This is a genomic window from Aeromonas sp. 61P, from assembly GCF_051919545.1.
Classification (GTDB): Bacteria; Pseudomonadota; Gammaproteobacteria; order Enterobacterales; family Aeromonadaceae; genus Aeromonas; species Aeromonas veronii.
The window spans coordinates 230,705-242,961 of sequence record NZ_JBQBEL010000001.1 but is presented as its reverse complement, the minus strand read 5'-3'; the positions used below and the strand labels follow the sequence as shown (position 1 = coordinate 242,961).

The window sequence follows — 12,257 nt, the reverse complement described above, 5'->3', positions numbered from 1 at the left end:
CTCAAATATGGCGGCCCAAATAAAGAGACCCGCGCTGGCGGGTCTCTTTGCTTGCTGGCCTGCTGGCTCAGGAGCCGTGGTGCAGTTGCGACTGCTGATAGTTCTCCAGCCCGATGCGATCGATAAGGTCTAGCTGGGTCTCCAGCCAGTCCACATGCTCCTCCTCATCCTCCAGGATCTCCTGGAACAGGTCGCGGCTGATGTAGTCTTGCACCGACTCGGCATAGGCGATGGCTACCTTGAGGTCGGGGATGGCATCCATCTCCAGCGAGAGGTCGCAGCGCAGCATCTCTTCCACCGTTTCACCGATACGCAGCTTGCCCAGATCCTGCAAATTGGGCAGCCCTTCGAGAAACAGCACGCGCTTGACCAGCTCGTCGGCGTGTTTCATCTCATCAATGGACTCGTGATACTCCTTGTGCCCGAGCGCCTTGAGGCCCCAGTCATCGTAGATGCGGGCGTGCAGGAAGTATTGGTTGATGGCAATCAGCTCATTGGCCAGCACCTTGTTGAGGTGGGCAATGATCTTGGGATCTCCTTTCATCGACAGTGCTCCTTGGTTCGTGCCTGAGGCTCCGATCGTTAGAGTTTAGTCCAGAAAAGTGACAACAAGGGGTCTGGCGAGCCAGCTCGCCTGAGAAAAGAGGTGACCCTGTTGGCGGGTCGCATCAGAAAAGAGGTGTCCGGATCAGGCCACTTCGTAGTAGAGCACGGGTTGCTCCTGCTCCATCTTGTCGAGCTCGGCGGCAATGATCTCCATGGTCATGCGCACGCATTTTCCACATTGGGCGCCCACCTCGAGCGACTGCTTGAGTTGGCGGAATTCGCTTTTACCTGACTGCACCGCTTTGCGGATCTGGGTATCTGTGATGCCGCGGCACAAACAGACGTACATGATGGTCACCTCTTGTGGAATGAGATGAAATCTAAATGAGAATGGTTCGTAGTGCAAATAACCATTGGTAATAAGATCCCCTGCTTGCCACTGTGCAACCCCTTGGGGACAATGCTGGCAACCAGAGGAGATCACCATGCTCAAGAAACTGTTCAGCGCCCTGTTCGGGGGCGAGCCGACCAAGGCGCCGGAAGTCACTCCCACCGAATATGCCGGTTATCTCATCTATCCGGAGCCCATGGCGGAAGGGGGGCAGTACCGATTGGCTGGCCGCATCACCAAGGAGTTGGACGGCGTGCTGCAAACCCACCGTTTCATCCGCTCCGATCTGTTTGCCAATCCGGCCGATGCCGAGCGTTTCATGGTGCAGAAGGCCCACACCTTTATCGATCAGATGGGAGATCGCATGTTCGAGCCCCGCAAACCGGCTGACAGCCAAGTTTCATGACACTGCAAGAGGTCACCCTGCTGCGCGAGGCGCTGGCCCGCGCCGGTGAGCGGCGACTGATCTGGCTGGAGGGGGAGGAGGCCGAGTGCATTGCCCGCGCCCAATCCCTGCTCGGCGAGACCGTCTTCTGGCTGGGGGCGGGGCCCGAGTGCTATGCCCCGCAACCTGCCGCCAAGGCGCTGCAGCGGCTCGGTCAGGAGTGCGACACGCTGGTGTTCAATGCCTTCAGCGGCTTTCACCCCGATGCCTTCGGGGCGCTGGCAGGTACTCTATGCGCCGGTGGCTTGCTGTTGCTGCTAACGCCGCCCAGAGCACAGTGGCCTGCATGGCCGGATCCTGACCGGATCCGGCTGGTGGCCCAGCCGGAAGAGGCGAGCCGGGCCGGTCACGGTTTTATCGCCCGGCTGGTGCGGTTGCTGGTAGGTGATCCTGCCCTCTCTCTGGAGCCGCCGGTTTGCTCGCAGCCGTGGCAACCGATTGGGCCGGAGCGCAGGCTGAGCTGCGATCAGACACGGGCACTGCCCGCCATCCACAAGGTGTTGCACGGCCATCGTCGTCGGCCGCTGGTGCTGAGTGCCGACCGCGGTCGTGGCAAGAGTGCGCTGCTGGGGCTGGCTGCCGCCGAGCTGCTGCGCCAGCAGCCAGGGCTGAACATAGTGGTGACGGCCCCCTCGCAGGCAACGGTAGCGACCCTGTTTGCCCACTCAGCTCGCGGGCTAGATACCACGCCTGAACAGCTGACCGGACTGAACTACTGCTCGCCGGATCGGCTGGTGCACGAGGCGATGAATCCCGATCTGCTGCTGGTGGATGAAGCGGCCGCCATTCCGACCCCGCTGCTCGAAGCCATGTTGGCCCGCCACAGTCGCATCGTGTTTGCCACTACCGAGCACGGTTACGAGGGGACGGGTCGCGGTTTTCACCTGCGTTTCAAACGGGTGCTTGATAGTCAGACCCCGGAGTGGCAGGAGATCCACCTCTCTGAACCCATTCGCTGGAGTGAGCGCGATCCGCTGGAGCCGCTGATTTTCCGCCTGCTCGGCCTCAATGCCGAAGTCGCAATGCCCTTGCCGCCGACCAGCCCGAGCTGGCGTCTGGTCAGTCAGGGGGCGTTGGCGAGCGACGAGGAGTTGCTCAACCAGCTGTTCGGCCTGCTGGTGCTGGCCCACTACCAGACTACGCCGAGCGATCTCAGATCCCTGCTTGAGAGTCCGGATCTCGACATCCATCTGCTGGAGCAGGATGTGTGCCTGCTGGGAGTGGCGCTGGTGGCGCGGGAAGGGGGAATAGAACCCGAGCTGGCCGAGGCGATCTGGGCCGGGCGTCGCCGTCCGCGCGGCCATCTGCTGCCCCAGTCGTTGCTGGCCCACGCCGGTTTCAAAACGGCGGGGGGGCGCAGCTACGCCCGGGTGATGCGTATCGCCATCCATCCCGAGCTGCATCGCCACGGGTTGGGGTCGCTGCTGCTTGGCAGGCTTGAAGAACATTATCGTCAGGCGGGGATCGATTACCTTGGCTCGGCTTTTTCGGCCAGCGCCGACCTGCTCCCCTTCTGGCGCAAGGCAGGACTGACGGTGCTGCGCATCGGCCTGCAACGGGATGCCGCCAGCGGCTGCCATGCTGCCTTGCTGCTAAAGGCGCTTAAATCCGAGCATGAGTCCGAGATGGATCAGTGGCAGCAGCGTTTTTTACGCCAGTTGCCGACCCTGCTGGCAGGCGAGCTGAAAGGATTGGATCCCGAGCTGGTATGGCGATGTTTGCAAGGCAGTACCGTCACCGCGGCTGAGCTTGGCGAGTTCGAGCGCGACGAGATTGAATGCTTTGCCCTGCATCACAAGCCGTTTGAACTGAGCCAATGCAGCCTGCAGTTTTGGCTGGCACGCCATCTGGCTGTGTTGGCTTCACTGACTCCTGACGAACGTGCTCTGCTGATTGCCCCCATCTGGCAATACGCAGAGTGGGGGGCGCTGGCTGCTAGGTTGCAGCTGGCGGGCAAGCCCGCCGTGATCAAGAGTTTGCGGGCGCTGCTGGCGCGTCTCTTGAGTTCCTCTACCACTCGATAGGTTTGCCCTGCCAGTCGAGAAAGCTCAGCTCGCCATCCGGTTGCAGCCGGTTCATCAGGTTAATCAGATGGTCGGCTACCAGCTCGGGACTCTGCACGTTTTCTGGCGGTACATTGGCGTGAAACGGGCGGGAGAGTGGGGTATCCACTGTGCCGGGATGGAAGGCCAGCAATTTGACACCGGGGGCCCGCCGGGCCAGCTCGATGGCGGCACACTTGAGCAGCATGTTGAGGGCTGCCTTGGATGCGCGATAGCCATACCAGCCGCCTGCTCGGTTGTCGCCAATGCTGCCGACCCGGGCACTGAGAACGGCCAAGGTGCAAGACTCGCGGCCAAACAGCGGTAACAACTGGCTGATCCAGCGCAGCGGCAGCAAGGCATTGGTCTGGTAGAAGCGGGTCATGGCATCGAGATTGATTGCTTCTAGTCGCTTCTCTGGCTGGATCTCCCCCTGATGCAGGATGCCATTGCAGATCACCACCCTGTGCGGTCTCGGCACCACTTCCGCGATGCGCGCCACCACTTCTGTCATCTGCTCATCGCTGTAATCACAACATAGCCAGTGCAGACCCGGCGATGAGAGGCCAGCAGGTGCGGGCTGGCGGCTGATGGCAATCACTGGCCCGACACCCGCCGCCAACCAGTGTGTCACCAGAGCCGCCCCGATACCGCCAGAAGCGCCAATCACGACTATGCCTTCACTCATCTCAGGCTCCTTGTGAGTACATGATGGATTTCACCATCCGCCAATGTTGTCCTGATTGGCAGATACGATCCCGCCAGCCTACGGGATCAAGCGGTTAACGCTGCAATCTTGCCGAGATCCGAGCCGTTGGGTGAATTCCATTCCTATACTGAGGGAAAACCGCAGCGGTCTGCTGCCCGCGCAACCAGAATGAGAGTCACCATGATGTCCAAAGATGGGGAAGAGCGTAAATCTATCCTGACCGAAAGTGGCACCAACGAGCTTGAGATCATCGAGTTTCACCTCAAGAAGCAGCTACCGGACGGTCGTGAAAAAACCGCTTATTACGGGATAAACGTCGCCAAGGTGCGCGAGGTGATCCGGGTGCCGGAGACAACCGATTACCCCAATGCCCAGCGTCATATGGTGGGGGTATTCTCACTGCGGGATCGCCTCATCCCCCTGGTAGATCTGGCGGGCTGGCTCGGCATCAAGACCAACCCTGACCCCAGCCACAAGGTGGTGATCGTCACCGACTTCAACAAGATGGCCAACGGCTTTTTGATCGATAGCGTCAGCAGGATCCACCGGGTCTCCTGGGAGGATGTGGAGTCCCCCAGCCAGTTTCTGGAGGCGGGGGAGAACGACTGCGTGGTGGCCGTGGTCAGGCGCGATGGCAACCTCATCATGATCCTCGACTTCGAGAAGATCATCGCCGATATCAACCCCGAGCTCAGCATGGAGAAGTACGACGTCACCCAGGATCGCAAAGTGCTTATCGACGATCGCATGATGGCGCTGCGACAGGGCAAAACAATTCTGGTGGTGGACGACTCGGCCTTTATCCGCAAGATGATCGAGACCACCCTGCGCACCGCTGGCTACAACGTGATTACGGCCAAGGACGGGGGAGAGGGGCTGGAGATGATGACGGATTTCGATCGTCTGGCCCAGGAGGAGAGAATGCCGGTGACCGGCTTCGTCAATGCGGTGATCACCGATGTGGAGATGCCGCGCATGGATGGCATGCACCTGCTCAAGCGTCTGCGGGATACCCCCTCCTACAAGGAGATGCCCATCGTGATGTTCTCCTCCCTGATGAGCGATGACAACCGCCAGAAAGCGCTGCAACTGGGGGCCAACGATACCATCACCAAGCCCGAGATAGGGCGCATGGTGGGGATGATGGACCATATGCTGCTGGGGATCGCCCCGCCTTCGCCCGCCAACAACATCTGACCTGCCGTTAACTTGCAATTGGCCGGTCGAATCCACTGACCGGTTGCCTCAAGCGGCCACTCCTTGCCAAGGAGTGGCCGCGCTGTTTTGGCTGTTTGCTGCGATCCCGACGCCCCTTGTCTCCCGGACATGATTTATGTAATGATAATTATTATCATTTGTTGGTGTGAAGCATATGACAGCAACCTGGGTGAAGGGGTGGGTCGAGTCGACCGAAGGTGGCAGCAGCATGAGTCACTGGAAACAGCAGACCCGAGAGGGCAACCGGCTGTTTGACTGCGGCGAGTATCATCAGGCGCTGGCTCATTATCAGCAGGCGCTGTGGCTGGCTCGTCAGCAATTGGTGCAGTGGCATGACGCCGATGAGGCGGTGGCTGCGCTGGTTGTGGCTCACCACAATCTGGCGGATCTGCTGGTGGCCATGACTCTGCCAGATCGCGCCGCCGACCTGCTCTGCTATGTGCACGACTGCCTGCTGGCGACCTGTCACTCCCCCGCTTGCTCCTCTCGCCTGCGAGAGGCTGCTTTGCGCCATACCCGCACAACCCGTGCCGAGTTGCTGACGTTCGTACAGCGCCACGGCAGCCACGCCGGGATCATGCGTTCGCTCGGTCACTGCCTGTGTCAGAGCGAGCCCTCATCCCGGCTCCATTAATCCGAACAGAGGTCATCATGAGTCATACCCTGCCAGCCCTGAACTATGCCTACGACGCACTGGAACCCCATATCGATGCACTGACCATGGAGATCCACCACAGCCGTCATCACCAGACCTATATCAACAACCTCAACGCCGCGCTGAAAGGGGCGCCAGAGCTGGCCGCAATGCCGGTAGAGGCTCTGCTGCGCCGCTTCGATACTCTGCCTGTCACCTTGCAGGGGGCGGTACGCAACCATGGCGGCGGCCATGCCAACCACTCCCTGTTCTGGCTGGTGATGAGCCCGCAGGGGGGCGGTGAGCCGGGCGGTGAACTGGCTCTGGCCATCGAGCGGGAATTGGGGGGATTCGATGCCTTCAAGCAGGCCTTCACTCAGGCTGCCCTGAGCCGTTTTGGTAGCGGCTGGGCCTGGCTGGTGGTGGACAAGGCGGGCAGATTGCAGGTGGAGAGCAGTGCCAATCAGGATAGTCCTCTGATGCATGGCCATACCCCGATCCTGGGGCTGGATGTGTGGGAGCACGCCTACTATCTCAAGTACCAGAACAAGCGTCCTGACTATATCGCAGCCTTCTATCAGGTGGTGGATTGGGCCGAAGTGGCCCGCCGCTATCAGGCGGCGCGAGGCTGACCTGTCGCTGGGTATGGGTGTGCAGGCTCACCGCCACAACCTGCGCTGTAATAACAAGACCCGCCAGTTGGCGGGTCGTCTGTTTATGGTGTGGCAGTGCTGACGCTGGCTGCTGAAGGGGCCATCGGCATTGTGGGCAAGGCCGCACTGGGCGCCTCTGCGGTGGTTTCTGCCGCGGATTTGGCGGGAGTGACCGGATCAGTCGTTGCCGCTGCGGATAAAGCAGGAGTGACCGGCTCAGTCGTTGCCGAGGCAGACGAAGTTGCTGACTCGGTGGCAACCGCGGCAGAGACTGCCGCTGGCTTGGCCTCATCCAGCGCCGGTTTGGGTTGTTTTAGGCAGGGTTGCAGACTGCCGATGGTACTTAGTGACTGGCAAGGCACAGGCAGACCGATGGGCACAGGTGCCCCGAGGAACTTGGGCCCCTTGTCCAGTACATAGAGGTCGAGCAGCCCCATCAGGCGGGCAAAGACTTCCCGCACCCGGGTGCGGATCCCCTGATAGGCGCTGGGATCCTCGGCATTGAAGCCGACCGCATCGATACCGAAATGGCGAGCGATGAAAATGGCCCGCTCGTTATGAAAGCCCTGGGAGACCACGGTAAAGCGCTCCTGGCCGAACACCTCTTTGGCGCGAACCACTGAGTCGAGGGTGCGGAATCCGGCGAAATCCATATAGATGACGGAGGCGGGGATACCCGCCTTGATCAGGGCGCGGCGCATCTGGCGTGGCTCGTTGTACTGTACGGTAGCGTTGTCACCGGAGACGATGATGAAGTCCACCTTGGCATTGTTATAGAGCTCGGCCGCCGCCTTGATACGGTATTTGAAGTAGTGGTTGGGGCCGCCACCGGAGAGATATTTGGAGGTGCCCAGCACCACCGCAACCCGGTTGTAGGGCACCTTGTCCACCTGATCGTAGGTGTAGTGACGGGCATCCGAGACGATCCACTCGCTGTAGCCCAGCAGCATGGCAATCAGGGCCAGCAGCAAAACGAGGCAGGCGAGGAGGATCTTGGCAAACTTCTTCATGCGCGGTGCGGTCAGGGTCTGAAGTTGGGAGTGGCTATCGGCATTCTATTACAACTCGGCCGCTGGCGTCAGGCTTGATAACGGGCGGGCACCTCACTCGGGCAGAGGTTGTCGCAGCAGAGGCCGGGAGAGCGGGAGGATAAAGCGAGGGGCTGCGGTGGCAGCCCCTCTGGTCGGTGAAGGTTTATCAGTGGGCGGAGTCGTTACCCTTGCAGGCGTCGGACTCCTTGTTGGCTTGCCACCAGGGCAGCAGATCCCGGGCGAGCCATGCCTGATAGGCGTCGCTGTCGTTGGCGATCAGCCGGTCCAGCTCCCCTTCGAAGTCGCTCATCGCCTGCTGTCGATCCGGATTGCGCAGCGCCTGTGCCAGCGCCAGCCAGCTAGCGCCGCGACCGGTATCGTTGAGGAAGCGGTGAACGGTATAGGACCAGGAGTAGACCATCTCGCCACCCTGGTCGTAGTCAAGGTGGAGGATCGCCGCCAGTGTCGGGCGCTGGTTGGCGGGGCGGTTTGCCACGTTATCCAGACCCCGGGCAAAGCACTGGCCGTGGGCGATGTACTCTGCAATCCCCTCGGCCCACCAGGTGGTGCGGTTGAGCGGATAGTGGCCGAAGCTGCCGTACTGGTTGAAGCGGCCATCCAGATAGTGAACGTACTCGTGGCGCAGGTTCCACACCTGGAAGGCAGGGCGTTTCCACTCCGCCTCATAGGCGAAGAAGCGGGCCTGATTGCCGAGCCGAGCCGGATCCCCCTCGATATAGATGCCGCCATTGTCGGTGGAGACGCCAAACAGCGCGCTGCCGTAGCGGCCCCAGTCGGCGGAGGAGTTGAAGATCACCAGCTCCAGCGCTTCGTTGTGATCATCGGCCACCGGTTGCCAGCCAGTCTCCATCTGCTGGTGGAAGCGCTGCTCTTCATCACCCAGCTCGCGGCAGATCCCTTCGGCCTGAGCTAAGGTCAGATCCTGGGCGCGCAGACGCAGGGTGGGCGAGCAGGTGTGCTCGAACGGCAGAATATCTTCCATGCGGATTTGGGTACAAAGCCCGGCGAACTCGCCGCTGACACAGGCTTCGCTGGTGCGATCCGTGTAGGTGAGGTAGTAGCTGGAGAGGGTCAGGGAGACCTCTTCCAGCATGGCAGCCGGATGCTGTCCGCCCGGGATCAGCCCTTGCTGGCGCATGATGGCGATGACATCGCGATCCAGCTGCTGGCGATAGGCGATCGCCTTATCCGGGCTGGTGTGATGGAGGTAGCGCATCATCTGGTAGAGGCGGCTATGGGCATCGAGGATGTTGTTGAAGATAAACAGATCCCGTGAGCCATCGCGCTGTTTCCAGAGGGCCAGCTCGCTCAGGCCCAGTTGCAGCAGGCTCTGGCGCAATGCCGCCTCCTGTTGCAGCACAGCTGCGCTGAAGTCAGCCTGCTGACCGTAAGAGGCGCTCTGATCGACCAGATTGAGCAGCTCGAACAGGCCATCGGCCCAGGGTTTGTGGCCATTGATCTGTGCCGCATGTTGCACCGCATAGCCGAGCGCCTGGTTGAGCTGGGCCAGCATGGGGGCGGCACTCTGGCGGAAGGCGGCTTGGCCAAGCTGTCCCTGCGCCGCTACGCTCCAGGCTTCCAGCACTGTGCCAGCCTGATCTTGTGGTTCGGCACCCAGCAGCAATGGGTGGTTGAGCAGATCAATCATCACCCCGGCCAGTGCCCGGGCGGCCTGATCACTCTCCTTGCCAACGCCGCCATGGTAGTTATGGGCGCGCACATAGTAGAGCAGCTTGTCCATTGCCGGATGGGTCGGCTGGTTGGCCGCCAGCAGGGCACGCATGCCGCGCACCACCGCCATCAGCTTGGCGTCATCGTGGCCGTAATCCGCCTGCCAGGCAGGACTGTTCTGGCCGCTCACGTCGGCCACCAGTTTGGCTGCATCGCTGTCGAGCAGATCCACATCGGGTTGCTCTGGCTCGGAGCAGAGACGACCGTTGGCGCGGCGGCACTCCAGCTGCTCCTCCTTGCTGGCCAGCACGATGGGGCGATTGAGCACCCGGCTCTCCTGCCACGCTTTGCTCTCTGGCAGGGGTTGCCACTCGCTGCCGGCGACCGGGTATTGGTAGCCGCTATCTTGCAGCGTTACCTGAACCTCGCTGCCAGCGGGGATCACCTGACGGCAGATGCGATAGCGGATGGTGTTGCTCCCCTCCTTGCGCTCCTGTGGCTCATCACACTCTTGCTGAGGCGTGAGCTGATCCAGCTGCCACTGATAGCGGCGCCAGACGTGGATCTCGCTGACCTGAGCGGCAGCCTGACTGCCTGCCACCGGCTGCAGGCGGAAGAAGATCTGCTCCAACCGGCCATCCCGCTCACTCGGGGTCTCTTCAAGTACCTGCAACTGCTGCCAATCCTGCGGCTGATAGTGCCACTCCGACTCGGCGCAGCGGCCTTGTGCGTTGAGTTCGCAGCGATCCAGCTCCCTTTCGCTCTGACCCAGGATGATGGCTTGCGGCAGCGGCAGACGATCCTGCCGCTGTGCGGTCGGAGTGCCCGCCAGCTGCTCCCAGCGACCCTGCTTGAGGCCATAACCGAAGTCATAACTGCTGGCCGGAATGAGCTTGCCCGCAGGAATCCGATCTTCACAGCGAACGAAGCGGATCTGCCAGCCCGCATCTACCTTGAGCTGCGGCTCGCCACACTGTTGCTCGGCCAGTGCGGCGAGCTCGCTGCTCTGCCAGTCGAAGCGACGGTAGACCCTGAGCTGCTGGTAAGGAGCATTGTTGCTGCGCGCCTTGAGCTCGTAGGTGATCTCTGTGATGCGCGCGGCCAGTTGCCGGCTCGATTCGCCAGTCAGCTGATACTGTCGCCAGTCATTGGGGGAGTAGTTGGCTTGCGCCGAGGATGTAGCCAAAAGCAGGGGGCCTGCCAGCAGCAGCCACCCGGTACCTGAACGGTTCATTTTTATCCCTTTGTTCTTGTTTGTGTATTGTCTTGCGAGTAATCGCAAGGCAATTTACAGGGACTCAAAAGAATATCAACGATTTTTTAAATGACATATAAATCAATGGTATAGTGTTGATTTATATACTTGCTGTTTTTGAACTCCTACTGCCGTAGTGAGGGCTCACATGCGACTTTATTGAAGAAGTTGTTAGTTGTGTAAAGTGAGAGTCAGATCTCCTTTAATCAACACGAGACATGCAGCAAATGGCCAGGAAAAGCGAGATGTTCCTATGGCTTAAGCCACATTATCTGGGCGTATGATGACTTGTGACTCAATCAGCAAAGCCAGCTATTTGTGCGTGAGGAGGCGGGATGAAAAGATATTGGCCGCCTGTATGGGTAGCACAGGCGACCTGATAAGAGCTTCTTTCAACACCACCTGCTCATCTGTTTCGCGCCAATTTCAGCATCACTACAGATGAGTCATCAGAGATAGCTGACAGTCACGATCGCCATGTTGCTGGCATTGGTCACTTTGTAGCTGATAGTGCTGCTAATTGAGCTGATTTGACCGGCTTGCTGCAAGTGAGCCAAAGGCATGGTTTGCTTGTTCATGCCTGAATAGCAGGTCACGCTGCTGTCAGAAAAATCACATGGAGATTCGTAGATAGTGCCAGTAAACGTCACTGAGCCATCAGCTGCAGAAGCAGTGGATGGCAACAAGGCGGTACCAAGCAGCAAGGAAGTGCATACAGAGAGAACTGTCTTGCGAACTAAACGGGAGGCGGTGTGTTGAGCTTTCATATCTATGTCCTTTTCGTCACAGGTGTTGTACGAAAAGGGCAACGCAATCAAAGAGTAATGCCATAAATCGGCAATAACATCACTCTTCTCAGATGGCAGCTCCGCTGTCTTAGGTATCAAAACCCTTAGACCGGTGGCTTTGCGTCCCGACCTTTCGATCGGTTTGCCCTTTACTCTATGTCTAGATGATAACACTCCACTTTGAGAAATCAATCGGCTTAAAAATCATGAGAGATGGATCACAGTTAGTCTGCATAATTAATAACGTATATTTATTTTTTTATCTCAAATCTTGCCTGTGAATATTGCGGGCAAGCCTCTATATTAGCGCGTCATATCTATGATTAATATGTAATGTAGTAGATGTATATTTATGTGTGTGCTGCCAATAATTTTATTACCTGATTACCTGATTACCTGATTACCTGATTACCTGATTACCTGATTACCTGATTACCTGATTACCTCTTTAGGGGGCGATTCATGAAGTGGTTGATAACTATTGTCAAAAATAGATAGGTTATCTTTGTTGTGTTTTTGTTGGAATTTTGTGTGCGACTTTAAATTCATAGTCTGACAATATTGCAATAGATGTCCTTTATATGAACTTTATTTATTTTATGATCTCGCTTTATGTTTTATTGTTGGCTTAAGCCATTGTTTTTTATGTGTTTATAAAAGAATTTATACAAATCAAAATGTATTTGATGTGCATCAAACGAGTCGTTAATTTGTTCGTCAAGCAAAAGCGGAATGCGGCTTTCTGCACAGACGACAAGGACGTATGTAGTTGTGCAGTTGAGGTGTAGCGGGAACTACCCCTGATGCGGTGTGCTGCTTTTGCTTATTTAAATAAACCTGAAGAGGCACAGTT

At 58.5% G+C, this 12,257-nt stretch carries 11 protein-coding genes and 1 riboswitch; of the genes, 5 read left to right on the top strand and 6 right to left on the bottom strand.

Features of this window, described 5'->3' with window-relative positions; genetic code table 11:
* Positions 1-67: 67 nt before the first annotated feature.
* Together bfr and ACTG2O_RS01210 are read right to left on the bottom strand one after the other, a co-directional pair.
* Complete coding sequence (gene bfr / locus ACTG2O_RS01215) at positions 68-544, bottom strand: bacterioferritin (protein WP_005354959.1); 477 nt, start codon at positions 542-544, stop codon at positions 68-70.
* A gap of 144 nt (positions 545-688) precedes the next feature.
* A complete protein-coding gene (locus tag ACTG2O_RS01210; RefSeq protein WP_005335965.1) occupies positions 689-895 on the bottom strand; it encodes a bacterioferritin-associated ferredoxin in 207 nt (68 codons plus the stop codon).
* A gap of 136 nt (positions 896-1,031) precedes the next feature.
* Here ACTG2O_RS01210 and ACTG2O_RS01205 point away from each other — a divergent pair, with 136 nt between their 5' ends.
* Entirely contained in the window at positions 1,032-1,343 is a 312-nt protein-coding gene (locus tag ACTG2O_RS01205; RefSeq protein ID WP_019445461.1) for an HlyU family transcriptional regulator, read from the top strand.
* A complete protein-coding gene (locus ACTG2O_RS01200) occupies positions 1,340-3,406 on the top strand; it encodes a tRNA(Met) cytidine acetyltransferase TmcA (protein WP_019445462.1) in 2,067 nt (688 codons plus the stop codon). Before ACTG2O_RS01205 ends, ACTG2O_RS01200 begins: the two co-directional genes overlap by 4 nt.
* On the opposite strand, the gene ACTG2O_RS01195 is transcribed toward ACTG2O_RS01200, so the two are convergent.
* The gene (locus ACTG2O_RS01195) at positions 3,393-4,112 is read right to left on the bottom strand and encodes an SDR family NAD(P)-dependent oxidoreductase (RefSeq protein ID WP_019445463.1); all 720 of its coding nucleotides are present in this window, start codon (positions 4,110-4,112) and stop codon (positions 3,393-3,395) included. The two genes, ACTG2O_RS01200 and ACTG2O_RS01195, sit on opposite strands and share 14 nt — an antisense overlap.
* A gap of 201 nt (positions 4,113-4,313) precedes the next feature.
* Here ACTG2O_RS01195 and ACTG2O_RS01190 point away from each other — a divergent pair, with 201 nt between their 5' ends.
* The 3 genes from ACTG2O_RS01190 to ACTG2O_RS01180 all read left to right on the top strand — a co-directional run bounded on the left by ACTG2O_RS01190 (position 4,314) and on the right by ACTG2O_RS01180 (position 6,617).
* Positions 4,314-5,330: a chemotaxis protein gene (locus ACTG2O_RS01190; protein ID WP_005335957.1), complete on the top strand. Its 1,017-nt coding sequence runs from the start codon at positions 4,314-4,316 to the stop codon at positions 5,328-5,330.
* 175 nt (positions 5,331-5,505) lie between these two features.
* A complete protein-coding gene (locus tag ACTG2O_RS01185; protein ID WP_005354955.1) occupies positions 5,506-5,985 on the top strand; it encodes a hypothetical protein in 480 nt (159 codons plus the stop codon).
* A 17-nt stretch (positions 5,986-6,002) separates the two neighbouring features.
* On the top strand, positions 6,003-6,617 hold the full coding sequence (locus ACTG2O_RS01180) for a superoxide dismutase (RefSeq protein WP_421285866.1): 615 nt from the start codon (positions 6,003-6,005) through the stop codon (positions 6,615-6,617).
* Between the two features lie 83 nt (positions 6,618-6,700).
* On the opposite strand, the gene ACTG2O_RS01175 is transcribed toward ACTG2O_RS01180, so the two are convergent.
* From ACTG2O_RS01175 to ACTG2O_RS01165, 3 genes are all read right to left on the bottom strand, one after another.
* Positions 6,701-7,648: a SanA/YdcF family protein gene (locus tag ACTG2O_RS01175; RefSeq protein WP_019445465.1), complete on the bottom strand. Its 948-nt coding sequence runs from the start codon at positions 7,646-7,648 to the stop codon at positions 6,701-6,703.
* 187 nt (positions 7,649-7,835) lie between these two features.
* The gene (locus ACTG2O_RS01170) at positions 7,836-10,595 is read right to left on the bottom strand and encodes a collagenase (protein ID WP_439975237.1); all 2,760 of its coding nucleotides are present in this window, start codon (positions 10,593-10,595) and stop codon (positions 7,836-7,838) included.
* 470 nt (positions 10,596-11,065) lie between these two features.
* Complete coding sequence (locus tag ACTG2O_RS01165) at positions 11,066-11,383, bottom strand: hypothetical protein (RefSeq protein ID WP_058057921.1); 318 nt, start codon at positions 11,381-11,383, stop codon at positions 11,066-11,068.
* A gap of 91 nt (positions 11,384-11,474) precedes the next feature.
* A riboswitch (cyclic di-GMP riboswitch) is annotated at positions 11,475-11,561 on the bottom strand.
* Between the last annotated feature and the right edge of the window lie 696 nt (positions 11,562-12,257).